This window comes from Glacieibacterium frigidum (assembly GCF_007097155.1).
Lineage (GTDB): Bacteria > Pseudomonadota > Alphaproteobacteria > Sphingomonadales > Sphingomonadaceae > Glacieibacterium > Glacieibacterium frigidum.
Genome location: NZ_VJWA01000002.1, coordinates 657174 through 681139 on the forward strand (window position 1 = coordinate 657174; position 23966 = coordinate 681139).

The 23966-nt window shown below is 69.4% G+C and carries 28 protein-coding genes and 1 other RNA gene; 15 read left to right on the forward strand and 14 right to left on the reverse strand.

Annotated elements, in window-relative coordinates:
- Positions 1-4: 4 nt before the first annotated feature.
- Positions 5-760 carry an SRPBCC family protein gene (locus FMM06_RS12590; RefSeq protein ID WP_144237739.1) on the reverse strand — a complete coding sequence of 252 codons (756 nt, stop codon included), beginning with the start codon at positions 758-760 and terminating at the stop codon, positions 5-7.
- Between the two features lie 236 nt (positions 761-996).
- Between FMM06_RS12590 and FMM06_RS17355 the strand changes: the two genes are divergently transcribed.
- The 4 genes from FMM06_RS17355 to FMM06_RS12610 all read left to right on the forward strand — a co-directional run bounded on the left by FMM06_RS17355 (position 997) and on the right by FMM06_RS12610 (position 4718).
- Positions 997-1839 carry a cold-shock protein gene (locus FMM06_RS17355; RefSeq protein ID WP_144237740.1) on the forward strand — a complete coding sequence of 281 codons (843 nt, stop codon included), beginning with the start codon at positions 997-999 and terminating at the stop codon, positions 1837-1839.
- Positions 1840-1978: 139 nt separating this feature from the next.
- Entirely contained in the window at positions 1979-2749 is a 771-nt protein-coding gene (locus FMM06_RS12600) for a hypothetical protein (protein ID WP_235889302.1), read from the forward strand.
- 50 nt (positions 2750-2799) lie between these two features.
- Positions 2800-3774, forward strand: a complete 975-nt coding sequence (locus FMM06_RS12605; RefSeq protein WP_144237741.1) for a hypothetical protein — start codon at positions 2800-2802, stop codon at positions 3772-3774.
- Positions 3771-4718: an NAD(P)-dependent oxidoreductase gene (locus FMM06_RS12610; protein ID WP_144237742.1), complete on the forward strand. Its 948-nt coding sequence runs from the start codon at positions 3771-3773 to the stop codon at positions 4716-4718. The genes FMM06_RS12605 and FMM06_RS12610 overlap by 4 nt, the downstream gene beginning before the upstream one ends.
- Positions 4719-4857: 139 nt before the next feature.
- Here the strand turns inward: FMM06_RS12610 and glf are convergent, their stop codons facing one another.
- The 3 genes from glf to FMM06_RS12625 all read right to left on the reverse strand — a co-directional run bounded on the left by glf (position 4858) and on the right by FMM06_RS12625 (position 8168).
- Entirely contained in the window at positions 4858-6000 is a 1143-nt protein-coding gene (gene glf / locus FMM06_RS17255; protein WP_144237743.1) for a UDP-galactopyranose mutase, read from the reverse strand.
- Positions 5993-7186 carry a glycosyltransferase family protein gene (locus FMM06_RS17260; protein WP_144237744.1) on the reverse strand — a complete coding sequence of 398 codons (1194 nt, stop codon included), beginning with the start codon at positions 7184-7186 and terminating at the stop codon, positions 5993-5995. The genes glf and FMM06_RS17260 overlap by 8 nt, the downstream gene beginning before the upstream one ends.
- A 151-nt stretch (positions 7187-7337) precedes the next feature.
- Positions 7338-8168, reverse strand: a complete 831-nt coding sequence (locus tag FMM06_RS12625) for an HpcH/HpaI aldolase/citrate lyase family protein (protein ID WP_144237745.1) — start codon at positions 8166-8168, stop codon at positions 7338-7340.
- Between the two features lie 85 nt (positions 8169-8253).
- On the opposite strand from FMM06_RS12625, the gene FMM06_RS12630 reads away from it, so the two are divergent.
- The 5 genes from FMM06_RS12630 (at position 8254) to FMM06_RS12650 (ending at position 12443) form a co-directional block, all read left to right on the forward strand.
- Positions 8254-9195 carry an SPFH domain-containing protein gene (locus FMM06_RS12630; protein ID WP_407925205.1) on the forward strand — a complete coding sequence of 314 codons (942 nt, stop codon included), beginning with the start codon at positions 8254-8256 and terminating at the stop codon, positions 9193-9195.
- Complete coding sequence (locus tag FMM06_RS12635; protein ID WP_144237747.1) at positions 9192-9629, forward strand: NfeD family protein; 438 nt, start codon at positions 9192-9194, stop codon at positions 9627-9629. The genes FMM06_RS12630 and FMM06_RS12635 overlap by 4 nt, the downstream gene beginning before the upstream one ends.
- 1 nt (position 9630) lies before the next feature.
- Entirely contained in the window at positions 9631-10179 is a 549-nt protein-coding gene (locus FMM06_RS12640) for a sel1 repeat family protein (RefSeq protein WP_144237748.1), read from the forward strand.
- A gap of 111 nt (positions 10180-10290) precedes the next feature.
- On the forward strand, positions 10291-11829 hold the full coding sequence (locus FMM06_RS12645) for a catalase (protein ID WP_144237749.1): 1539 nt from the start codon (positions 10291-10293) through the stop codon (positions 11827-11829).
- 59 nt (positions 11830-11888) lie between these two features.
- Positions 11889-12443: an ankyrin repeat domain-containing protein gene (locus FMM06_RS12650; RefSeq protein WP_144237750.1), complete on the forward strand. Its 555-nt coding sequence runs from the start codon at positions 11889-11891 to the stop codon at positions 12441-12443.
- A gap of 107 nt (positions 12444-12550) precedes the next feature.
- Here the strand turns inward: FMM06_RS12650 and rnpB are convergent.
- Positions 12551-12936: RNase P RNA component class A (rnpB, locus tag FMM06_RS12655), an RNA gene on the reverse strand.
- Between the two features lie 67 nt (positions 12937-13003).
- Between rnpB and FMM06_RS12660 the strand changes: the two genes are divergently transcribed.
- Positions 13004-13228, forward strand: coding sequence for a hypothetical protein (locus tag FMM06_RS12660; protein WP_144237751.1), 225 nt, complete (start codon positions 13004-13006; stop codon positions 13226-13228).
- On the opposite strand, the gene FMM06_RS12665 is transcribed toward FMM06_RS12660, so the two are convergent.
- The 3 genes from FMM06_RS12665 to FMM06_RS12675 are packed head-to-tail and all read right to left on the reverse strand — an operon-like array spanning position 13219 to position 15454.
- Complete coding sequence (locus FMM06_RS12665) at positions 13219-13836, reverse strand: N-acetylmuramoyl-L-alanine amidase (RefSeq protein ID WP_144335466.1); 618 nt, start codon at positions 13834-13836, stop codon at positions 13219-13221. The genes FMM06_RS12660 and FMM06_RS12665 overlap by 10 nt on opposite strands.
- Before the next feature lie 47 nt (positions 13837-13883).
- Complete coding sequence (locus FMM06_RS12670; protein ID WP_144237752.1) at positions 13884-14759, reverse strand: DMT family transporter; 876 nt, start codon at positions 14757-14759, stop codon at positions 13884-13886.
- Complete coding sequence (locus FMM06_RS12675) at positions 14756-15454, reverse strand: J domain-containing protein (protein ID WP_185965174.1); 699 nt, start codon at positions 15452-15454, stop codon at positions 14756-14758. The genes FMM06_RS12670 and FMM06_RS12675 overlap by 4 nt, the downstream gene beginning before the upstream one ends.
- 88 nt (positions 15455-15542) lie before the next feature.
- Here FMM06_RS12675 and FMM06_RS12680 point away from each other — a divergent pair, with 88 nt between their 5' ends.
- A complete protein-coding gene (locus tag FMM06_RS12680; RefSeq protein ID WP_144237754.1) occupies positions 15543-16202 on the forward strand; it encodes an SDR family oxidoreductase in 660 nt (219 codons plus the stop codon).
- Here the strand turns inward: FMM06_RS12680 and FMM06_RS12685 are convergent.
- The 4 genes from FMM06_RS12685 to FMM06_RS12700 are packed head-to-tail and all read right to left on the reverse strand — an operon-like array spanning position 16175 to position 17956.
- Positions 16175-16726 carry a hypothetical protein gene (locus FMM06_RS12685; RefSeq protein ID WP_144237755.1) on the reverse strand — a complete coding sequence of 184 codons (552 nt, stop codon included), beginning with the start codon at positions 16724-16726 and terminating at the stop codon, positions 16175-16177. The two genes, FMM06_RS12680 and FMM06_RS12685, sit on opposite strands and share 28 nt — an antisense overlap.
- A complete protein-coding gene (locus FMM06_RS12690; RefSeq protein WP_144237756.1) occupies positions 16723-17361 on the reverse strand; it encodes a LysE family translocator in 639 nt (212 codons plus the stop codon). The genes FMM06_RS12685 and FMM06_RS12690 overlap by 4 nt, the downstream gene beginning before the upstream one ends.
- Positions 17358-17573, reverse strand: coding sequence for a cold-shock protein (locus tag FMM06_RS12695; protein ID WP_144237757.1), 216 nt, complete (start codon positions 17571-17573; stop codon positions 17358-17360). The genes FMM06_RS12690 and FMM06_RS12695 overlap by 4 nt, the downstream gene beginning before the upstream one ends.
- Complete coding sequence (locus tag FMM06_RS12700) at positions 17573-17956, reverse strand: Mov34/MPN/PAD-1 family protein (RefSeq protein WP_144237758.1); 384 nt, start codon at positions 17954-17956, stop codon at positions 17573-17575. The genes FMM06_RS12695 and FMM06_RS12700 overlap by 1 nt, the downstream gene beginning before the upstream one ends.
- Before the next feature lie 18 nt (positions 17957-17974).
- On the opposite strand from FMM06_RS12700, the gene FMM06_RS12705 reads away from it, so the two are divergent.
- From FMM06_RS12705 to mtgA, 4 genes are read left to right on the forward strand one after another with little or no spacing between them, the layout of a single operon-like run.
- Positions 17975-18931, forward strand: coding sequence for an RluA family pseudouridine synthase (locus FMM06_RS12705; RefSeq protein WP_144237759.1), 957 nt, complete (start codon positions 17975-17977; stop codon positions 18929-18931).
- Positions 18932-18949: 18 nt separating this feature from the next.
- A complete protein-coding gene (gene rpoH / locus FMM06_RS12710) occupies positions 18950-19855 on the forward strand; it encodes an RNA polymerase sigma factor RpoH (RefSeq protein ID WP_144237760.1) in 906 nt (301 codons plus the stop codon).
- A 1-nt stretch (position 19856) separates the two neighbouring features.
- Positions 19857-21092, forward strand: a complete 1236-nt coding sequence (locus FMM06_RS12715) for a flavin monoamine oxidase family protein (protein WP_144237761.1) — start codon at positions 19857-19859, stop codon at positions 21090-21092.
- A 33-nt stretch (positions 21093-21125) separates the two neighbouring features.
- A complete protein-coding gene (gene mtgA, locus FMM06_RS12720; RefSeq protein ID WP_235889303.1) occupies positions 21126-21827 on the forward strand; it encodes a monofunctional biosynthetic peptidoglycan transglycosylase in 702 nt (233 codons plus the stop codon).
- A gap of 135 nt (positions 21828-21962) precedes the next feature.
- Here the strand turns inward: mtgA and FMM06_RS12725 are convergent, their stop codons facing one another.
- Positions 21963-22286, reverse strand: coding sequence for a YbaB/EbfC family nucleoid-associated protein (locus tag FMM06_RS12725; RefSeq protein WP_144237762.1), 324 nt, complete (start codon positions 22284-22286; stop codon positions 21963-21965).
- A complete protein-coding gene (locus FMM06_RS12730; RefSeq protein ID WP_144237763.1) occupies positions 22279-23952 on the reverse strand; it encodes a DNA polymerase III subunit gamma/tau in 1674 nt (557 codons plus the stop codon). The genes FMM06_RS12725 and FMM06_RS12730 overlap by 8 nt, the downstream gene beginning before the upstream one ends.
- Between the last annotated feature and the right edge of the window lie 14 nt (positions 23953-23966).

Below are 23966 nucleotides of genomic sequence, written 5' to 3' on the forward strand. Positions count from 1 at the left end.
GGGTTCAGGCCTTCGCGGGATTGTTGAGGGTTTCGGCGCGGTTGCGCGCGTTGGTCGGCACTTCGCCGGCCTCGATCAGGCTCTTCAGCCGCTTCAGGTCGCGACGCAGCTGGATGCCGGGCTCGCGCTGCGTGAACTTCGCTGCATAGCGCCCCAGGCTACCGCCGACGGGCTCGTAGGCGATCTTGGCGTGAATCTCGGTACCGCGGCCGCCGGGGGCGTCGCGCAGCTCGAACTCGCCGTTGTTCGGGTTGGTCGCGCCCTTGTCGCTCTCCCACGCGAACTTCTGGTTCGGCACGTCGGCGACGATCGTCGCTGCGGTCGACACCGGGCCGGTCGGGCCTTCGCTGACGAAGTTCAGGCGCGTACCGTCGCTGGAGGCGGACGCGATGTTGACCATGAAGGACGGCCAGCGCTCGACCTCGCGCAGCACCTCCCAGACTTCCTCGCGCGATGCGTTGACCGTCACCGAGCGCGGCGCCTTGGTGGCCGACGACCAGCCCTGCTGCTTCGCATAGGCGCGCTCGTCGGGCTCGGTGCCGAGCAGGCGCTTGACCGGGTCGGCGCCACTGACGCCGCGGGCGACCAGCGCGCCGCCCGCGACGCCGAACAGGATGCCGAGCGGCCCTTTCGACTGGGTCGCGGCGATGCCGAAGACCGTGCCGAGTGCGACCGAGATCGCGCGCTCGGCGCCGCCCAGGTTTCGGTACGGGTCCTTGTGTGTGCCTTTCGGGGCGGCGTCGGGTGCTGCGCGTGCCATGGTCGTCCTCGATTGTCTGTGCTGTTGCGTCGGTGAACCGGTGGCGCGACGAAGGGGTTCCGCACTTTATTGGCTCGCCTGTGCATCGATTCGCTGATATGCGCGGAGTCGGAGCGGTGCGGTTTCGGCGCGATGGTCGCGTCGGCGTATCATTCCACGGGAACTGCGACCGGCGCCGAACATTCACGACGACGTGCGACTAGACTTCCAGACGACAAGCGAAAGACTGAACTGACATGGGTTTCGATAAGCGCGGGCGCGGTCCCGGACGTGGTGGTGGCTTCGACAAGCGCGAGCGTGGTTTCGACCAGTTCGAAGGCGGCGGCGACCGCTTCGGTGGCGGAGGCGGCGACCGGTTCGGCGGCGGCGGTGGTGACCGCTTCGGCGGCGGCGGCGGCGGCGGCTTCGGTGGTCGCCCGGCCGGCGGCGGCGGCGGCTTCGGTGGCCGTCCCGGTGGCGGTGGTTTCGGCGGCCCGCGTCCGCCGCGCGACATGGGCCCCGGCATCAACCTCGGCACCGCCAAGGGCGTCTGCAAGTTCTTCAACGCACAGAAGGGCTTCGGCTTCGTCGTTCGCGATGACGGCGGCGAGGACGTGTTCGTCCACATCTCGGCAGTCGAACAGGCGGGCCTGACGGGTCTCGCCGACGGCCAGCCGCTCGAATTCACTTTGACGGAGCGCAACGGCCGCGTCTCGGCGACCGACCTGGTCATCGACGGCGAGCCGATGCCGGTCACCGACCGTGCGCCCCCGCGTGACCGCGATGCGGGCGGCTTCGGCGCCCCGCGCGGCAACGACGGTCCGCGCGGCGGCGGCTACGGCGGCGCGAGCCGCGAGTTCTCGGGCGGCGGCGGTGGCGGCACCCCCGGCGAGCGCGTCGAGGGCACGGTCAAGTTCTTCAACGGCACCAAGGGCTTCGGCTTCATCCAGCGCGAAGACGGCGGCCCCGATGCCTTCGTCCACATCTCGGCCGTCGAGCGCGCCGGCATGTCGGGCCTCGGCGAAGGCCAGCGCGTGTCGTTCGAGCTCGAAGAGGACCGTCGCGGCAAGCAGGCGGCGATCAACCTCACCGCGCTCTGAGACTGCGAAACTGAACGAGGGGCTCGCGGTAACGCGGGCCCCTTTTTCGTGGGCTGGGCGAATCGCAGCTGCCCAGACCCGATTGACTCGCCTCCCGTAACGACTGCAAATCCCGCCGTTCAAGGCGGGAAACGTGGACATGGCGACACTGGCAGGGCGGCCGCTGGGCCAAGCTACGGACAATCGTTTTTTCGTACGCGCCGCGCTGTTGATGGTCGTCGTGGTCATCGCCGGCTTCAGCGTCCAGCTGGCGGCGGGCCGGTCGAGTTTCGACGCGCCGCCGCTTGTCCATGCCCACGCTCTCGTCTTCATGGGCTGGCTCGCGCTTTACGGGGCGCAGGCCGCGACCGCCGCGACCGGACGGCGCGACTGGCACCGCCGCGTCGGCTGGATCGCGCCGTGGTGGATGGTTGCGATGGTCGTGCTGGGCTGCCTGGTCACGCTCGCGTTGGTCCGGCGTGGCGGGGTGCCGTTCTTCTTCACGCCGCTTCAGTTCCTGATCTTCGATCCCGTCTCGTTGCTGACCTTCGCAGGGCTGACCGGCGCGGCGATCGTTTGGCGGCGGCAGACCGACTGGCATCGCCGCCTGCACCTGTGCGGCATGGCGGTGCTGCTCGGGCCCGGGCTGGGGCGGCTGCTGCCGATGCCGCTGCTCGCGCCCTACGCCTGGGAGGCGACGGTCGCGGTGTCGCTGCTGTTCCCGCTCGCCGGTGCCGTCGCCGACCTGCGGCGGACGGGCAAGGTCCATCCCGCGTGGCACTGGGGCGTCGGCACGATCCTCGCGGCGACGCTGCTGACCGAGCTGCTGACCTACAGTCCGGCGGGAACGGCGATCTACGCGGCGGTGACCGCCGGATCGCCGGGCGCCGCGGTCGCGCCGCTCGCCTTCCCCCCGCCGCCCGGCGGTTGACTCGGCCGCCGGAGCCGTTCCAACATCGCAACCGCAACCCGGGGGAGCGCATGGCGACCAAGGCGATCGACCTTCAGCGGCACCTGCGCCCGCTGATGCGCAACCTGGCCATCGCGACCGGCGTCGCGCTGCTCGCGGCGATGCTTGCGCTGGGGCGCGGCGGCGCGGGCGGGCTTGGCATCGGCGTGCTGATCTTCCTGTCGTCGGCGCTGTGCGGCGCGGTCGTCGGCTTCCTGTTCGCGGTGCCGCGCCTGCTCGATGCCGAGCCGACCGAGGGCTCGCCCAAGCGGCTGCTCGGCGGCAACGACAATGTCAGCCGGGTGTCGGACTGGCTGACGACGATGCTGATCGGCATCGGCCTGACGCAGCTCGGCAATATCAACGACGGGCTGATCGGCTTTCGCGACTTCCTCGAGACCCACGCGCATCTGTACGGCAGCGCCGCCAACCCCAGCGCGGGCAGCCTGCCGGTCATGGGGCCGCTGCTACTGATCCTCGGCGCCGTCGTCGGGTTCCTGTACCTCTACCTCCACACGCGCATCGAACTCGTCGCGGGCTTCCGCGAGGCCGAGGAGGTGCTGACCGGCCCCGGCGCGAATGTCGTCAAGGCGGCCGCCGCGAGCGGGCCCCACAGTGGAGTTCTGGCGACGCAAATCGCCGACAAGGGCGCGGTGACCATCCCCGACGCGATCGCGGTGATGCAGAAATCGCTGTTCGACACGGCCAACGCCGGGTTCGAGCAGACGATCGCCATCGGCCGCGCGCTCGCCACCACAAGTGCCACCGAGCGCGCCGACTATTGGTTCTACCTCGCCGCCGCCTACGGCCAGATGCACGCCGAACTCGCCGGCGACGCCGCCGCGCAGGGGCCTGTCGAGGGCGAGGCGCTGTATGCCGCCGAGCGTGCGGTGGCGATCGATCCGGGCTATGCGAAGCGGCTGGCCGAACTGACCGACGCGACGGGCTATAACAACGACCTCGCGACCCTCGCGGACAACCCACGACTGAAGGCGATCATAAGTTGAGTTTTTCCGTCGCGCATCACTTCGCCCCTGCCACTGCCACGCTGCTGACGCAGCATCCCGCGATCGGCGACGTGCGGGCGATCGATACCGCCGACCGCTGGGGGCTGCCGACCGATGTAGACGTCATCTTCGCGCTGCACGGCAGCGACGACGAGAGCCACGCCGACGCCCCCCGCCCCGCCGGCTGGCCGGGGCAGGTCAAGCTGGTGCAGATCGCCTCGTCGGGCATCGACGGCTACCCCGAATGGCTGTTCGAGGCACCGCAGGTCGCGACCGCAGCAGGCACCAGCGCCGGGCCGATCGCCGAATATGTGCTGACGGTCATCTTGATGCACGAGAAGCGCCTGCCCGCGATGCAGGTACGCGACGGCGACGCGTGGGTGGCGCAGGACGCGATGGTGCAGAACCCGCTCGGCAGCCTCGACGGCAAGACGGTCGGCCTGATCGGCATGGGCGAGATCGGGGCGCGCGTCGCGAAGCTCGCGCAGGCGTTCGGCGCGCGGGTCGTCGCGTCGCGGCGTAGCGGCGGGGCGGGGCCCGAGGGGGTGGAGATCGTGCCGCTTGAGGCCGTTCTGGCGCGCGCCGATCATCTGGTCATCGCGGCGCCGCTGTCACCCGAAACGGCAGGGCTGCTCGACGCTGTAGCGTTCGCGAAGTGCCGGCGCGGGGTGCATCTGGTGAACATCGCACGCGGCGGGATCGTCGACACTGGCGCGCTGATCGAGGCTTTAATGTCCGGGCAAGTCGGGGCGGCGTCACTGGACGTGACCGATCCGGAGCCGCTGCCGACAGGTCATCCGCTGTGGAGTGCGCCGAACGTGCGGATCACGCCGCATGTCGCGTGGAGCTCGGCGGGGACGCCGGGGCGGATCTTTAAGTTATTCGCGGAGAATGTCGGGCGGCTCGCCACAGGCGAGCCGGTGCGGAATTTGGTCGGAAAGTAAGAAAAGGGCGGTCGGCAAAGCCGCCGCTGGCGTCGGTCGAGATGCGCGCGCGCACTCGCCGGCCCGTCTTGCGCGAGTCCGCGCCCAAGCGGGAATTCGCGAAGTGCAAATTCCCGCTTAAGCTCGGCCGCGCTGCGACTTACTCAGCCGCGACAACCCGTGGCATAGCGATCACATCACCGCCAACCGGCAGCGCCTCCTGGATCCGGCGGAAGGTCGCGAGCGCCTGGCCCGTCACCTGGTCCATGTTGTAATAGCGATACGTCGCCAGACGACCGACGAACCAGACGTTGGGCGTCGCCATCGCGAGGCGTTCGTACTTCTTGTACAGCTCGGCGTTCTCCGGGCGCGGGATCGGGTAATAGGGGTCACCCTCTGCGCTCGGGTACTCGTAGGTGATCGCCGTCTTGGGGTGCACCTGCCCGGTCATGTGCTTGTACTCGCTGATCCGGGTGTAATCCTCGGTCTGCGGGTAGTTCACCGTGCCCGTCGGCAGCGCCTGCTCGACATCGAGCGTCTCGTGCCGGAACTTCAGGCTGCGATACGGCAGCTTGCCGTGGCGGAAGCCGAAATACTCGTCGACCGGGCCGGTCCAGATCAGCCGCTTGAAGCTCACCTCGTTGCGGATGTCCTGGTAATCAGTCTGCGTCATCACCTTGATGTTCGGGTGGTCGAGCATTGTCTCGAACATCCGCGTATAGCCGTGCAGCGGCATGTACTGGAACTCGTCGGTGAAATAGCGGTCGTCGCGGTTGGTGCGCGTGGGCACGCGCGCGGTCACCGACTTGTCGAGCTCACTCGGGTCCATGCCCCACTGCTTGCGCGTGTAGCCCTGGAAGAACTTCTCATACAGCTCGCGGCCGACCACCGAGACGACGACATCCTCCGACGTCTTGATCTCCTCGACCTTCTCGGCCTTCGACGCGAACCACGCCGGCAGCTCCTCGCTGGTCAGGTTCAGGCCGTACAGCATGTTGACCGTGTCGAGGTTGATCGGGATCGGCACTTCCATGCCGTCGACCTTGCCGAGCACGCGATGCTCGTACTTCCGCCACTCGGTGAACTTCGACAGATGGTCGAAGATCATCTGGCTGTTGGTGTGGAAGATGTGCGGACCGTACTGGTGCACCAGCAGGCCGTCCTCGTTGTAGCGGTCATAGGCGTTGCCGCCGATGTGCGGGCGACGGTCAATGACCAGCACCTTCTCGTCGCGTTCGGTGGCGATGCGTTCGGCCAGCGTCGCACCGGCGAACCCTGCGCCGACGATTACCCAGTCAAACATCCGCCATCTCCCTGCCCGGCACCGTGGTGCCACCTAAAATCACGTTCATCTGGGCGCGCATCGCGTCCCAGGTCTTGTCCCACGAGCCTTGCGCGAGGTGCGCATCGACCGCCGCCAGCCAGTCGCGGCGCGGCCGGCCGAGCACCTTGGCAAAGGCGGTCAGCGTCTCGTCGCGCGTCGCTGCGATCTCGACGAGGCCTGCCTCGCCGTAGGGGCGGACAACATCGCGGATCGCGGTCGACACAACGGCCAAGCCGGCCGCGAGGAATTCGGGGGTCTTGGTCGGAGAGATGAACTTCGTCGCGTCGTTGATTGCGAACGGCATCCAGCCGACGTGCCAACCCGCCAGATAGGCGGGCAGCTCGGCATAGGTCTTGCCGCCCAGCCAGTGAATGTTCGCCGCCTGCGGCAGGCTGGCAGGATCGATTTTTACGACCGGCCCGATCATCACGAACTGCATCTCGGGCGCCGCAGTCGCGACCTCGCGCAGCAGCCCGATATCGAAGCGCTCGTCGATGACGCCGAAAAAACCGATTCGCGGCTCGGCGATGCCCGCCTGGTCGGCAGGATCGTCGAGGCCACCCTCACGTGCCTTCGCGAAATGCGCGGCGTCGATCGACGACGGGAAGCAATGGATATTCTCGTGCCGGTGGGCAGCCGCCTCGTGCATCGACGCACCGCCGGTGAACACGACATCGGCGAGCTCGAGCAGCTCCTGCTCCAGCGCCAGCAACAGCGGCGGGGCGTTCTGGAACGCCGACAGCTCGTCCATCTTGTCGAAGACGATCAGGTCGGCAGCGAGGTGGCGCGCGAACGGCAGCGCCATCGGCGTATAGAACCACAGGATCAGCGAGCCCGACACACGCGCGACCAGCCGGTCGAGCAAGCCGCGCTGATAGTCGACCGCGGCGGCGGTGTCGGTGCCGTGCGGCAGCAGGGGCTGGACGACGCGGATGCCGCCGTCGCGCTGACGATCGTCGACGCCCGGCGCCGCGGCGTCGTCCCACAGCGGCTCCTCGAAGAAGATCACGTCGAAATCGCGCGCCGCGCGGGTCATCAGATGCTGGGGGCGCTGGGTCACGAAATCCCAGCGGAGGTGCGATAGCACGAGCAATGTCGGGCGCTGGGCCCCGGCCGGTCCGCCTTGGATGGTACGCGCCACTGAGGGCACGGCGAAGTCCGTCATCGGAGCTCCCGGAACAAGCTGACTATGTCGAGTGGTCCGCACCCGGACCTGTACCGAACGGTACCCCCACACAACGGCGATGTGCCCGAGTTGTTCCGCTGACGTTCAGCTTACGCCGCACTGCGGCACGCTGCCGCAACGACTTAGTACGTTAGCGCGCCGAAATTGCCGCGGCGCGCGCCAGCATTTGCTGCGCTGCAGCAACATGGAGGACCTCGACCATCTTGCCGTCGAGTGTCGTCACCCCGTCCGGCGAGGCGGCGTGCGCCGCGATCAGGCGCTGCGCGTGGTCGATCTCCGCCGCGCTCGGGGCAAAGGCGGCATTGACCGTCGCGACCTGTCCGGGGTGGACGATGGTCTTGCCGTCGAAGCCGAACATCACCCCCTGTGCCGCCTCCGCCGCGAGGCCCGCGTCGTCGCGGATGTCGGTGAACACCCCGTCGAACGCCAGGATGCCCGCGGCGCGCGCGGCACAGACGATGATGCTCATTGCATGGTGCAGGGGCGTTCGCGCCGCGTCCGGGCGCAGGCGCAGGTCGGCCGCCAGATCGGCGAAGCCCGCCAGCAGCGCGGTCACCCCCGGGGTCGCGGCGATGGCGGCGGCGTCGAGCAGGCCAGCGGGCGTCTCGATCATCCCCCACACCGGCACGCCGCCGGCCGCCGCGACCGCCGCCGCCGCATCGGCGGCGCTGTTGAGCTTGGGCACCACCACCGCGTCGGGCCGCGCGCGCGCCACCATCGCGAAGTCGCCGATCGACCAGACGGTGCCGAGCGCGTTGACGCGAACCGCGATCTCGCGGTGTCCCCATTGGCCGTCGAGTGCTTCCGCCGCCGCGTCGCGCGCGCCGGGCTTGGCATCGGGGGCGACAGCGTCCTCCAGATCGAGGATCACCGCGTCGCAATCGAGCGTCCGCGCCTTGGCCACCGCACTGGCGCGGCTGGCGGGCAAATACAGCAGGGTGCGGCGCGGGCGCTGGTCCAAGACGGCTCTCCGATTTCGCTCATTCCCTGCCAGCGGTGGCGCTATAAGGCCAGATATCGTTGGAGAATGACCGGTGACCGAGAGTATTTTTGCGATTCTGCTGCTGATCGTCGCGGTCTTCGCGGTCAGCCAGGCGGTCGTCGTCGTCCGCCAGGGCTTCGAATATACGCTGGAGCGCTTCGGCCGCTTCACCATGACGCTGCGCCCGGGCTTCAGCCTGATCATCCCATTCGTCGACCGCATCGGGCGGAAGATCAACATGATGGAGCAGGTGCTCGACATCCCGGGGCAGGAGATCATCACCAAGGACAATGCCATCGTCTCGGTCGACGGCGTAGTCTTCTACCAGGTGCTCGACGCGGCCAAGGCGGCCTACGAGGTCAGTGACCTGTTCAATGCCATCGTCAACCTGACGACGACCAACCTGCGCACCGTGATGGGCGGCATGGACCTCGACGAGACGCTGTCGAAGCGCGACGAAATCAACGCCAAGCTGCTGATCGTCGTCGATGCCGCGACCGAGCCATGGGGCATCAAGATCACCCGCGTCGAACTGAAAGACATCCGCCCGCCCGCCGATATCGTCAACGCGATGGGCCGCCAGATGAAGGCGGAGCGCGAGAAGCGCGCCAACATCCTGGAAGCCGAGGGCAGCCGGGCCAGCGAGATCCTGCGTGCCGAGGGTGCCAAGCAGGGCGAGATCCTGAAGGCCGAGGGCCGGCGTGAGGCCGCGTTCCGCGACGCCGAGGCACGCGAGCGCGCCGCCGAGGCCGAGGCCAAGGCGACCGAGATGGTGTCGAACGCGATTGCCGGGGGCAACCCGCAGGCGCTCAACTATTTCGTCGCGCAGAAATACGTCGAGGCGATGCAGGCGTTCGCGACCTCGCCCAACGCCAAGACGATCTTCATGCCGATCGAGGCGTCGGCGCTGGTCGGCTCGCTGGGCGGCATCGGCGAACTGGTCAAGGCGATCCGGCCCGACGCCGCCGACGCACCCCCGGTCAGCGTCCCACGCGTGCCGCGATGAGCGGGTTCGTCCTGACGCCCTGGGTCTGGCTCGCGGCTGCCGCCGTGCTTGCGGGGCTGGAGATACTGTCGCCGGGCGCCTTCATGATCTGGCTGGCGGGCGCGGCGGTGGTCAGCGCAGGGATCGCCGCGGTGATCGCGCCGCCCTGGACCGCGCAGCTGCTGCTGTTCGCCGGCCTCGCGACGACATCGGTACTGGTCGGCCGCGCCTGGCTGCGCGCCCACCCGACGACGAGCCGCGACCCCGAGCTGAACGACCGCGCGACGCGCATGATCGGCACGCTCGTCACCGTCGTCGAGCCGATCGCGGGCGGCACCGGCCGCGTCCAAGTCGGCGATTCGCCGTGGAGCGCGAGTGGCCCCGACCTGCCCGTCGGCAGCCGCGCGCGCGTCGTCCGCGTCGAGGGCACGACGGTCGTCGTCACGGGCGTCTGACGTGCTGCGGCTCGCCGTCGCCGCGCTGCTGCTCGTCCCCGGCGTGGCAACCGCCAAGCGCGCCGCCTGCCCGCCCGCGCAGACCGAGCGCATCGCTGCGATCATTGCCGACGCGGCGGGCAATATCGGGCTGCTCGTCGCGACCTTTCGCGGGCGGATGCCGACCGAGGACGTGCGCTGCTGGGCCGCGACCGGCGACAAGCGCATGCAGTGGGAACTCGGCCGCCGCCTCGAAAACGGCGACGGCATCGCCCGCGACGTCGCCGCGGCGGAGGAACTGTACGAGGCTGCCGGCGCCGCGCGGCTCGGCACGATCTACGTCTATTCGCCCGGCATCAACGGCGCGGCTGGCACCGTTCTGCCGATCCGCACCGGTCCCGACGTGACCGGACTGCCCGAGGCGCAGGTGTCGCGCGCGCTGCTCCACATCGAGGGCCGCGCCGCCAAACCCAATTACCGCAAGGGCCGCAAGATCCTCGAGCGCCTCGCCAAGGCCGGGCACACACCTGCCATCGAGCTGATCGCCAAATATGATGCGCGCCGAGTCTGATCGCCCCAGTCGATTAGTCTGACCAGACTATTCCGCTTCCACAATCACAGCTTATCGCCGAAGCTCTTCCCATCAACCGGGTATCATCCCGGAAACTATGGGGAGTTTACCATGATCCGTCCGCTCGCACTGCTGCTGACGCTGACCGTCGGCACCGCCGCCTTGGCTCAGTCGATGCCGCAACTGACCCGCGATAACGGCGCGCCGATCGGCGAGAACCGCAATTCGCGCACCGCCGGCGAAAACGGCGGCGTGCTGCTCGAGGACACGACGCTGATCGAGAAGCTGGCGCGCTTCGACCGCGAGCGCGTGCCCGAGCGCGTCGTCCACGCCCGGGGTACCGGTGCTGCAGGATCGTTCACCGCGACCGCCGACCTGGGCAAGTTCACCCGCGCCTCGCTATTCAAGGCCGGCAAGACGACACCAGTGTTCGTGCGCTTCTCGACCGTCATCCACCCCAACGGCAGCCCCGAGAACCTGCGCGATCCGCGCGGCTTTGCGGTCAAGTTCTACACCGATCAGGGCAATTGGGACCTCGTCGGCAACAACCTGCCGATCTTCTTCATCCGCGACGCGATCCAGTTCCCGGACATGATCCACAGCCTGAAGCCGTCGCCGATCACCAACAAGCAGGACCCCAACCGCTTCTTCGACTTTTTCTCGGCGACGCCCGAGGCGGTCAACATGCTGGCGCACGTCTATTCGAACCTCGGCACGCCCGCGTCGTACCGCACGATGGACGGCAACGGCGTCCACGCCTTCAAGCTGGTCGACGCCGACGGCAACGTGACCTTCGCCAAGTTCCGCTGGATCAGCAAGCAGGGGGTCAAGAACCTCAACGGCGCGCAGGCGAACGCCGCGCACTTCAACTACCTGACCGACGACCTGTACGGCGCGATCGCCGCCAAGGATTTCCCGAAGTGGGACCTGATGGTCCAGACGCTTACCCCCGAGCAGGTCGCGGCGCTGCCCTACAACGGCTTCGACGACACCAAGGAATGGCTGGGCGTGCCCTTCACCAAGGTCGGCACGCTGACCCTCGACAAGGTGCCCGACAATTTCTTCGAATCGACCGAGCAGTCGGCGTTCGCACCGTCGAACATGGTGCCGGGGATCGAGGCGTCGCCCGACCGCATGCTTCAGGGGCGGCTGTTCTCCTACGCCGACACGCAGCGCTACCGGGTCGGCGCCAACGCGCTCAGCCTGCCGATCAACGCGCCGCGGGTGAAGGTCGTCAACAACAACCAGGACGGCGCGCTGGCGTCGAGCGAGCGGTCGGCGAACGTCAATTACTTCCCCAGCGTCGTCGCGCCCAAGGCGACCCCCGACCGCTACCGCGCCTCGACCGCGACGCTGAGCGGCGTCGTCGATGCCCGGCCGATCAGCAAGACCGACGTCTTCACCCAGGCCGGCGTCTTCATCCGGGGGCTCAGCGCTGCCGACAAGGCCGACCTGATCACCAACCTGTCGGGCGACCTGGGCCAGGTTCGCGACGACCGCACGCGGACGATCATCGTCAGCTACTTCTACCAGGCCGACGCTGACCTCGGCACCAAGCTGGCGGGCACGGTACGGGTGGCGATGCCCGAGGTCGCCCGCGCGGTCCGCGAGTACGCCGCCGCGAACCCGGCGCAAGTCGCGTCGAACTGAGACCCGTCACGGGGCGTTGTGTCGTCATGCAGCGCCCCGTGCCTAACCGAGTGCTGCTGATGCTGAGACTCCTTGCGCCCTTGGGCGCGGTCCTGCTGCTCGTGTCGAGCGTTGCGATGGCCGCCGAGGTGCCGACCCCCGAGCGGGCCCAGGCGCTGCTGTTCGATGCCGCGAAGCTGGGGCGGGCCGACCTCGTGCCCGCCCTCGTCGCGGCGGGCGCCGACGTCAACGCCCGCGACGCGCGCGGCTTCACCGCGCTCATCCTGGCCGCCTACAACGACCAGCCGGCGGTGCTCGACGCGCTGATCGCCGCGAAGGCCGACCCCTGCCTCCCCGACCGCGACCAGGGCAACACCGCGCAAATGGGCGTCGCCTTCCGCGGCCACGACGCGCTCGCCGCACGCCTGCTGAAGGCGGGTTGCGACGTGAACGCGCGCAACAAGGCAGGGCAGACCGCACTGATGATGGCGGCGCTGTTCGGCCGCACCGCGCAGATCGACATGCTGATCGCTGCGGGGGCCGATCCCCGTGCAGCGGACGCGAGCGGGCGGACGGCGGCGAGCGTGGCTGCGGATCAGGGCAATGCGGCGGTGGCGGCGAAGTTGACGAAGTAAGGGCGTCGCGGCGAAGCCGCGCCGTCGGACGGGTTCGGCGGACCTGCCGCCGACCCGCCGGCCGCGCTTGCGCGAGTCGGGTCGCGGCACGCGACCGCGCCGCGCTGCGCGCCAGAGGATCTGTAAGCCGGGTTCTGTCCGGGGGCGGACCCCCTGGACGGCCATTCCTCTAGGGCGACTGTTACCAGCCGCCTCAAGCAACCAACCCGGGCGACTGGGCCGCTTCCTGCCCTGCGGAGCCGAAACCCCACACGCCGCCCCTATGCGGTCTTGCTCCCGGTGGGGTTTACCTGGCCGCTCGGGTTACCCTCCGCGCGGTGGGCTCTTACCCCACCCTTTCAGCCTTGCCTGTGCCCCGAAAGGCCATCGGCGGTCTGCTCTCTGTGGCACTGTCCCTGGGGTCGCCCCCGCCGGGGGTTACCCGGCACCGTCGTTGCGTGGAGCCCGGACTTTCCTCCCCCACTCGCGTGGCGGCGGCCGTCCGATCCTCTGGCGCGCGACGCCCGCATAGGCGCGGAGGCGATACTTGCCAAGCGGGCGGCGACGGCTCTAGTGGAACCATGCGCGCACCCGTTCTCATCCTGCTCGTCGCCCTCGCCGGCTGCTCGACCGTCCGCCAGGGTCTCGGCGAGTACCAAAAGGCCGCCGACAAGGGTTTCGAGGTCAAGGTCGGCGATGCGCCGCTGACGCCGACGGAGGAAGTCGCCAAGGCCCCCGTGCTCCCCGGCGGTCTCGGCGGCGACAAGGCCAACGCTGCCTACACCTCGCCGCCGCCTCAGGACTGAGCGCGCAACAGCCCGAAGAGTAGCCCGCGCGTCTCGGCATCGATCGTGCCGTCGACGTTCGCCGGGCGGAAGCGCCGCTGGAACGCCACCACTGCGGCCTTGGGCTCGCTGACGTCGTAGCCGAAGCGCCCGAGCGCGGCGATGACGCCGGTATCGCTCCAGCGCGGGTCGAACCCGGCATCGGGGATGGTCAGCGCAAGCCCCGCGCGCGCCAGGCGCGGCCAGTCGAACAGCTCGCCCGGGTCCTGCTTGCGCACCGGCGCGATGTCGCTGTGCCCCACGACCATGCCCGGCGCGACGCGGTGGCGCGACGCGATGCCTGCGACCAGCGCCTCGACCGCGTCCATCTGCGGCGCGGGAAAGGGGCGGTAGCCGAACTCGTGCCCCGGGTTGACGATCTCGATGCCGACGCTCGCCGAGTTCACGTCGGTGATGCCGCGCCAGAACGAGCGCCCGGCGTGCCACGCGCGGTTGGCCTCGTCGACCATGCGGACGACCTGCCCGTCCTCGGCGACGACATAGTGCGCCGAGACCTTCGACTCCGGATTGGCGAGCCAGGCGATCGCGGCGTCGCCCGATTGCATGCCGGTATAGTGCAGCACGATCATGCAGACCGGCTGCGCACGCTCGTTGAAGTTCGGGCTCAGGCACTCGATCACTTGACCTCCTCCCTGTCGCGGGCCTGCGCGGTGCGCAGCGTGATGATCGCGATGCCGGTCAGCGTCACCAGCCCGCCCGCGACCATGATCGGCGTGATCGGGTTGCCGAACACCACCGCCGCGACGATCACCGAGAGCAAAGGCGTCGGCAGGGTCAGCGGCGACACCGTCGACACCGGGTAGCGCTGGAACAGCCAGGTCATGCCGCCGTGTCCGATCAGCGATGCGCCGATCGCCGAATAGGCGAGCCAGCCCCAGATGTGCGGGGGCACGTCGCGCACCCCGGCGAGTGCGCCGGGTTCGAAGATCATACTGCACGCCGCCAGCACGGGGATGCTTACCAGCGCCAGCCAGCCGTGGATGGTCAGCACGAACACCCCTTGCAGGCGCCGGAAGAGCATGTTGCCGATCGCCCAGCACAATGCCGCGATCAGCGTCAGGATCAGCCCGAGCCGCTCGTCGACGATGTGCGGGTCGAACACCAACACGCCGACGCCCGCGAAGCTGAGCAGGATGCCGGTGATGCGCACCCAGCGGATACGCTCCTTGTAGAAGATCACCGCGAGAATCAGGCTGAACGGCACACCCGCCTGGCCTGCGATGGCGAGCGCCGAGACATTGTCGGCGGCAGCGAAACCCAGCGCGCCGACCCCCATGAAAAGCGCGCCCGCGATCAGCCCGGTGCCGAGCACCGCGACCATCCGCCCGGGCAGCCAGCGCAGCCACGGCAGGCAGACCGCCAGCACGATGCAATAGCGCAGCGTCACCGCTATCAGCGGCGGGATCGCCTCGATCGAGATCTTGATCGCGACGATGTTGAACGCCCAGATCAGGTCGATCAGCAGGATCAGCGCGAGGTGCGGCTTCCTCATGGCGCGTCACGCCCGGCTGCGTCCCGCAGGCTGGCGTAGGCCCCGTTGATTGCCGCCATGCGCGTCTCGGCGACCCGCACGAACTCGATCGGCAGGCCGGCGGCGATGTGGCGGTCGGGGTGGTAGGTCTTGACCAGCTCGCGGTACGCCGCGCGCACCGTCGCGGCATCGCTCCCCGGCGGCACCCCCAGCACCGTCCAGGCATCGTCGGGCACCGACGCGTCGTGGCGGGCACGGATGCGGGCATAGGCGGCGGCGTCGAAGCCGAAGCGCCGCGCGACCTCGCACAGGAAGTCATCCTCGCCGACGTGAAAGCCGTCGTGACGGGCGATCAGCAGCAGCGCCTCGAGCAGATCCTCGAGCACCGGCGATCCCAGGCCGAGCAGCCCTGCCGCCTGGTTGGCATAGGTCTCGAACCCCGCCGTCGACCCTTGCGCGAGGCGGTAGAAGCGCGCGGCATTGGCGCGCTCGTGCGCCGGCACCTCGAACAGGCGCTCGAAGGTCGCGAACTCCTTGGCGCTGGCGACGCCGTCGGCACGCGCCATCTTGGCCGCCAGCGCGATCGCCGCGATGGTGAAGCTGACCTGGCCGCGCTGGGTCGTGATCGCGCGGCGTGGCGAGGCGGGCGCGTTGCTCGCACCGCTACCCGCGCCGAGCAACAGCCCGGCAGCGGTGCCGATCACGCTGCTCCACACGCCCAAGTTTCACGCGCCTCCGCGCCACCTTGACGCGTTGCGTTCATAGGCGAAGAGCAGCCGCCGCGTCACCTATGGGAGTAATACCATGCCGAACGTCATCGTCATCGGAGCCAGCCGCGGCATCGGGCGCGAGCTCGCAACCCGCTACGCCGCCGACGGGTGGCAGGTGCTCGCGACCGTCCGCAAGGCCGAGGATGCCGGTCAGTTCGACGGCGTCGCGGGCGTCACGACGGCCATCGCCGACACCGGCGACGCATCGTCGCTGGCCGCCCTGCCCGAGTTCGCGGCCGACCTGATCGTCGTCAACGCCGGCGTCGGGTCGCAGGAGCCCAAGGTCGCGTCGATCGACCCGGCGAACTGGACGCGCGTCATGACGGTCAACGCACTGGGGCCGCTGCTCGTCGCCGCCACGCTCGGTGAGCGGCTCAAGGACGGCGGCACCTTCGTCTCGCTGTCTTCGCTGATGGGGTCGATCGCCGACAACGGCGCCGGTGGTGCCTACAGCTACCGCATGTCGAAGGCGGCGCTGAACATGGGGATGCAGAACCTTGCGCTCGAATGGCGGGCACGCGGCATCGCGGTCGCGGCGCTCCACCCCGGCTGGGTCAAGACCGACATGGGCGGCGGCAACGCGCCGCTGGAGATCGCCGATTCGGTCGCCGGCTTGCGCAAGGTCATCGCCGGGCTGACCGCCGGCAAGGACGCGGGCTTCGTCGATTACAGCGGCAAGGCGCTGCCCTGGTAGACGGTCAGCGCATCCGCCGCGACGCCGATCGTCAGGCCGGCTGCCGCAGCCTCGCTCGCCGCCAGCCCCGCGAGCGCCTCTCGCGGCGTTGCGGCAGGCTCGCCGCCAAGCACGCGCGCCAGCTCGTCGGCGAGCGGCGCAGACAGGACGACGCGCCCCATCGTCACCGTCAGAGTCGGCGCGCGGACATCGGTCGCGATCATCGCTAACGCCGCAGTCAGCCGCGCCACTGGGCCGGGCCACTCGCCGGTGTCGGACAGGTCGAGCGCCGGGCCGCCGCGCGCCGTCAGCCAGTCGGCGAGCAAGGCGCGCACCGTGGCGCTCGCCACCGGCCCGTCCTCGGGCGTCGCGATGAAGCGGTACAGCTTGAGCGTCGCGGCGAGTCCGGTGGCGCTGTCGGCGACCAGCGACAGCAGTTCGGGATCGTCGCCCGGGCCAAGTTCGAGCACAGTCGTCATCGCGCCGACGGGCCCGGCGAAATCGTGCGTCAGCCGCCGGATCAGCAGCGCCGCGAGACCATTCATGCCGTCACTCCCAGATAGACCGCGACGACGCCGAACAGCGCCAGCACGATCGCAGTCGCGTGGTTGAGTACGACCAGATGCCCGTCGGTGATACGCCCGCGCAGCGCCATGGCACCCCAGCTGACGATCACCCACCACAGCATCGAGCCGAGGAAGACCCCCGCGACCACCAGCCCGGCGTTGAACAGGTGCAGCGGCGTGTCGTGGCCGATGCCGGCGAAGCGCACCGCGCCGAAGCTGCCGAGGAAGAAGAACAGGGTCGCCGGGTTGGTCAGCGTCATGCCGAACACCGCCGCCGCCATGCGCGGCGCCGAGCTGCGCGACCGGATGACGCCGAGGCGCGGCGCCGCGCGCCAGATCACCACCGCAAAGACCAGCATGACGATCCCGCCGATGATGCGGATCAGGCCTTCGTGAACGTCGAGCATGCGCATCACCGCCGCCAGCCCGAACGCCGCGACACCCGCGAACACCGCGTCGCCGAGCGCTCCGCCGAGCCCCAGCAGCAGCGCCGCACCGCGCTCCCCACCGAGTGCACGCTGGATGACGAGCAGGTTGATCGGCCCCACCGGCGCTGCGGCCGCGACGCCGATCGCCACGCCGACGGGGAAATGCGCCGACGCGAGATCGATCATTGCGGCGGCGGCAGACGCAGGCCCGTAGCGAGCAGCCGGCCATCGCCGAGCTGCGTCAGTTCGAATTCGATGCGCTGCCCGTCCTCGAGCGCCTCGAGGCCTGCGCGCTGCACCGCCGAGACATGGACGAACACGTCCTTCGGCCCGAGGTCGGGGCGGATGAAGCCGAAGCCTTTGGCCCGGTTGAACCACTTGACCTCGCCGATCGCCATCAGGCGAGTTCCACGGCCGCGAAGTCTTCGGCGGTCATAGTCCAGGCAGTCAGTGCGTCGTTCGCGGCAATCACCCAGACCTGCCCGTCTGTCACGGCACGGGCGGCATCGGCGCGCGACGGCTCGGCACGGCCGTTGGGGTGCGAATGATAATGGCCGAGCACCACCTCGCCGCTCGCCCGCACCTCGCGGTGGACGCGGAGCAGGGTCGCGGGATCGATCTCGAAGATCGCATGCGGGCGCGCCGCGACATTGTCCGCCGGGACAATGCGCGTGACCTGTCCGGACCGGCCCACCAGCAGCCCGCACGCCTCGCGCGGATGGTCGGCCCGCGCATGCGCCAGGATGGCTTCCGCCGCGCTGCTTGAAATCCCCAGCTTCATCCCGAAATGGGCTAGGGGATGGGGGATGAAAAGTCGATTGTGAGCGTGGCAGTCACTGCCGAGATGGCGGGCTGGCGGCTCGACCGTGCCCTCGCCGTGCTGGTGCCGACGCTGTCGCGCGAGCGGCTGAAGGCGCTGATCTCGAGCGGCGAGGTCAGCGGTGCCGGCGGACTGGCGCGCGACCCCGCCAAGAAGGTAGCGGCGGGCGACAGCTTCACCGTCAACGTCCCCGAACCCCGCGCGGCGCACAGCGAGGCGCAGGACATTCCGCTCGTCGTCGTCTTCGAAGACGAACATCTGCTGGTCGTCGACAAGCCCGCTGGCCTCGTCGTTCACCCCGCGGCGGGCAACTTCGACGGGACTTTGGTCAACGCATTGCTCCACCACTGCCAGGGCAGCCTGTCGGGTATCGGCGGAGTCGCGCGGCCGGGCATCGTCCACCGGATCGACAAGGACACGTCGGGGCTGCTGGTGGTCGCCAAGACCGATCCGGCGCACGTCGGCCTGTCGCGGCAGTTCGCCGCACACAGCGTCGACCGGCGCTACACCGCAGTGGTCGCCGGGGTGCCCGCGCCGCCTGCCGGACGCATTGCAGGCGCGCTGGCGCGCAGCAGTGCCAACCGGCAGAAAATGGCGATCGTCGGCCCCAACGACGGCGACCGCGGCAAGGCCGCCGTCACCCACTACCACACCGTTAAGCCCTTGTTAAACGCCGCACAAATAGAGTGTCGCCTCGAGACCGGACGGACGCATCAGATCCGCGTCCACATGGCGTCGATCGGCCATCCGCTGATCGGCGATCCGTTCTACGGCGGCGCGAAAGGCAAGCGCGCTGGCTTCACGCGCCAGGCGCTGCATGCGGCGACACTGGGGTTCGTTCATCCCGTCACCCAAGCAAATCTATCTTTTGTTTCGCCTCTCCCCGCCGATATAGTGGACCTCATCGGTCGTCTTTCCGTTCGAGACACCGACTAAGAATGAAAGGGGTCAGTCATGGCCAACGTACCCGCGAAGATCACCAGCATCCCCGCCCTCGGCGGCGAAGCCGGACTGAACCGTTATCTCAGTGAAATCCGCAAGTTTCCCCTGCTCGCGCCCGAGGAGGAGTATATGCTCGCGAAGCGCTGGGAGGAGCATCAGGACCCCGAGGCCGCCGCGCGCATGGTCACCAGCCACCTGCGCCTCGTCGCCAAGATCGCGATGGGTTATCGCGGTTACGGTCTGCCGGTCGCCGAGCTGATTTCGGAAGGCAACATCGGCCTGATGCAGGGCGTCAAGAAGTTCGATGCCGAGCGCGGCTTCCGCCTCGCGACGTACGCGATGTGGTGGATCCGCGCCTCGATCCAGGAATATATCCTGCGCTCGTGGAGTCTGGTGAAGATCGGCACGACGGCCGCGCAGAAGAAGCTGTTTTTCAATCTGCGCCGCCTCAAGGGCAAGATCGACGCCATGGAAGACGGCGACATGAAGCCTGCCGACGTCGAGAAGATCGCGACCACGCTGGGTGTGACCAACGAGGAAGTCATCTCGATGAACCGCCGCATGGCGATGGGCGGCGACACGTCGCTCAACGCCCCGCTGCGCGAGGAGGGCGAGGGCGAGTGGCAGGACTGGCTGACCGACGAGGGTCCGTTGCAGGACGCGATGGTCGCCGACGAGCAGGAGCGCACCCAGCGCCACGAGATGCTGCTCGACGCGATGGAGGGCCTCAACGACCGCGAGAAGCACATCCTGACGCAGCGCCGCCTGGTCGACGAGCCCGAGACGCTCGAGGAGCTGTCGCAGCAATACGGCATCAGCCGCGAACGCGTCCGCCAGATCGAGGTGCGCGCCTTCGAGAAGCTGCAGAAGGGCATCCGCCAGCTGGCGGGCGAGCGGAAGCTGCTCGAACTCGCCTAGCATGGACGTCGTCGTCGTCGGTGCCGGGGCGGCCGGGATCGCGGCGGCGCGCCGGCTGCGGAGCGCAGGAGCCTCGGTCGTCGTGCTCGAGGCATCGGGCCGTATCGGTGGTCGGGCGCATAGCGTCGTTCGCGAGGGAATGGCGCTCGATCTCGGCTGCGGCTGGCTACATTCGGCGGAGCGCAATCCCTGGGTCGGCATCGCCGAAGACGCGGGGCTGACGATCGACCGCGCCAACCCCGGATGGGAGATGCAGTGGCGCTGCCTCGGCACGACGCCCGCCGACCACGCCGGGTTCGGCCGCGCCTACGCCGACTTCGACGACGCGGTGACGCGACTGGCGACCGGTGACGACGTACCGCTCGCCGCCGCGCTGCCCGCCGCGGGACCCTGGTCGGGGCCGATCGACGCGATCATCGGCTATCTCGACGGGGCGAGCGCCACCGACGTCTCGCTGCACGACCATCACGCCTTCGACAGCGCCGCGTCGGACATGAATTGGCGCGTGCGCGAGGGCTATGGCACCGCCGTTGTGCGCGCCGCCGCTGGTCTCGACGTGCGGCTCGACTGCGCCGTCACTACGATCGAGCTGACGCCCGCCGGGGTCGCGGTGAGCGGCGGCTTCGGGACGATCGACGCGGCGCAGGTCATCGTCACCGTTTCGACAGGCGTGCTGGCGTCGGGCGCGATCCGCTTCCTCCCCGACATGCCCGACGCCGTGGCGGCCGCCGCCGACCTGCCGATGGGCCATGTCGGCAAGCTGTTCCTCGCCGTCGAGGGTGCCGACGAGCTGCCCGTCAATGGCCATATGCGCGGACGGCCGGGCGAAAAGCGGTCGGCGAGTCACCGCCTGCGGCCTTTCGGCTGGCCGCTGATCGAATGCTATTACGGCGGGCCCTATGCCGCCGAACTGGAGGCGGCGGGCGAAGCCGCGACGGTCGATGCGATGGTCGGCGAACTGGTCGGCCTGCTCGGCGCGACGTGGCGCACCCGGCTGCGCCCGCTTGTCGCCAGCCGCTGGTCGCACGAGCCCTGGGTGCGCGGCGCGTGGTCGTACGCCCGGCCGGGCGGGCGCGGCGCACGCTTCCGGCTTGCCGCCGCGCACGGCCCGATCCACTTCGCCGGCGAGGCCGCAGCCCCGCTCGACATCGGTACCGCCCACGGCGCCCAAGCGACCGGGGTCGCGGCGGCCGACGTGGTGCTGGTGCGCCTGAACCGGGCAGGCGACGGGCGTTGACCTCGCGCGCGGCTTTGCCGATGGTCGGAGCGAGTGGCGGGGGTTGAAGTGGCGCTGATCGGCTGGTTGATTCGGACGTTGTTTCTGCTCGCGGTGCTGCTGCTGGTGCTCAGCATCGCCTGGGCGTTCGCGTATCGCTACTTTGATCCGCCGACGACCTACCCGATGCTGCGCGACAACGTCCGCGGCGTGCATGTCGAGTATGAATTCGTGCCCTTGACCGCGATCACGCGCGCCATGCCGCGCGCCGTGATCGGTGCCGAGGACGCGCGCTTCTGCACCCACACCGGCTTCGACCTGGGTGCGATCGAGGACGCACTGGCCAAGAACGCGAAGTCGAAGAAGCTGCGTGGTGGCTCGACGATCTCGCAGCAGACCGCCAAGAACGCGTTCCTGTGGCCGCAGCGGTCGTGGCTGCGCAAGGGGCTCGAAGCCTATTTTACCGTGCTGATCGAGAATATCTGGACCAAGCGCCGGATCATGGAGGTGTATCTCAACATCGCCGAGCTCGGCCCCGGCATCTACGGCGTCGAGGCGGCGGCGCAGCATTATTACAAGACCAGCGCGGCGAAGCTGACGCCGCGCCAGGCGGCGCGCCTCGCGGCGATCCTGCCGAGCCCGGTCAAGCGCGATCCGGTCAAGCTCGACCGCAAGAACAAGCGCCACGCGCGCGCGATCGAGAAGCGGATCCGCGTGGTGCGCGACGACGCGATCGACGGGTGCTTGAACGCTTGAGGCGTCGCGGCAAAGCCGCGCCGTCGGACGGGCGGCGAGGTGCTCGCCGCTCCGCCGGCCGGCCTGGCGCGAGTCCGCGCGCTGTTCAGCGAACGCGAAGGGCGTTCGCTTCGCTACGCTCGGCCGCGCGGCGGCTTAGAAAGGCAGCTTGAACCCCGCCGGCAGCGGCAGCCCGGCAGTCATCTTCGCCATCTCGGCATTCGCGACCTGATCGGCCTTGGCGCGCGCGTCGTTGAACGCCGCGACGATCAGGTCCTCGACCATCTCCTTGTCCTCGGCGCGAAACAGCGACGGGTCGATGGTCAGGCCGATGATGCGGCCCTTCGCCGAGGCGCGCACGGTGACAAGGCCGCCGCCCGCGGCACCCTCGACCTCGTGCGCGTCGAGCGCTTCCTGCGCCTTGGCCATTTCGGCCTGCACGTTCTGTGCGGCCTTCATGATGTCTTCCATGCTACGCATCGGCGGCACTCCTTGGTTGTTCGTAACTGATGTCGGTGAGTTCGGCGTCGGGGAACGCGGCGAGGATTTCCTGCACCGCCGGATCGGCGAGCGCCGCGGCGCGCTCGGCAGCGACCCGCGCTTCGGCGGCCTCGTGCATGGTCGGCGCGGCCGCGCCCTGCACCCCCCCCTGAATCATCGTCACAGTCCAGCGCGTCGCCGTCCAGAGCAGCAGGCACGCCATGATGCGCTGCGCGAAGTCGGGGGGCAGCATCGCGCTGCCCGAGATGCTGAGCAGCGGCGGCGCATAGTCGACGACGCGCACCTCGTCGTGGAGCAGATGCGCGAGGCGCGGCTCGCGGCGCGTCTCGAACAGCCGCACCAGCGCCTCGAAATCGGCCGGCAGCGGTGCAGGCTCGGGCGCCGGGGCGGGCTCGCGCAGCTGCTGCACCGTCGCACCCTGCGGGCGTTCGGCGGCGGGCATCACCGGCGCGTCGCTGACATCGCCGCGCTCGCTCAGCCGCCGCACTAGCTCTCCCGGATCGGGCAGCGACGAGGCATGGATGACGCGCAGCACCGCCATCTCGGCCGCCTGGCCCGGCACCGGCGCAGTCTGCACCTCGGCGAGGCCCTTCAGCAGCAGCTGCCACAGCCGGTGGACCGCCGGGAACGACAGCGTCGACGCCCAGCCCTGCACTGCCTCGCGCTCCTCGGCACTCATCGCCGGGTCCGGCGCGTCGCCCGCAACCTTGGCGCGCGTCACGGTGTGGACCAGCCCGAGCAGCTCCTGGACGATCATCGCCGGGTCGGTGCCGAGGTCGAGCTGACCGCCCAGCGCCGCCAGCGCACCCGCGGCATCGCCTGCCAGCATCAGCCCCATCAGCGCGCGCACGCTGCCGCGATCCGACAGTCCGAGCATGTCGCGCACTGCCGCCGCCTCGACATTGCCGCTGCCGTGCGCGATCGCCTGGTCGAGGATCGACAGTCCGTCGCGCACCGAGCCCTCCGCCGCACGCGCGATCAGCGCCAGCGCCTCCGCGTCCGCGGTCGCCCCTTCGGCCTCGACAATGCCGGCGAAATGCGCCGCGAGCTGTTCGGCGGGGATGCGCCGCAGGTCGAAACGCTGGCAGCGCGACAGCACCGTCACGGGCAGCTTCTGCACCTCGGTCGTCGCGAAGATGAACTTCACGTGCGGCGGCGGCTCCTCGAGCGTCTTGAGCAGGCCGTTGAAGGCCTGCGTCGACAGCATGTGGACCTCGTCGATGATGTAGATCTTGTAGCGCGCGCTGACCGCGGCATAGCGCACCGCCTCGATGATCTCGCGGATGTCGCCGATGCCGGTGTTCGACGCGGCGTCCATCTCGACGATGTCGATGTGCCGCCCGGCGGCGATCGCGACGCAGGGCTCGCACACGCCGCACGGCGCGATCGTCGGCCCGCCCTGCCCGTCGGGCCCGACGCAGTTCAGCGCCTTGGCGATGATCCGCGCGGTCGAGGTCTTGCCGACGCCGCGGACGCCGGTCAGCAGCCACGCCTGCGCCAGCTGCCCGCGCCGGATCGAGTTGCCGAGCGTCCGCACCATCGCATCCTGCCCGATCAGCGCGTCGAAGCTGGCGGGGCGGTATTTGCGCGCCAGCACGCGATATTCGGGCGGCGGCGCGGTGTCGGGAATCAGCAGCTCGTCCATGCGTCCGGTCTATC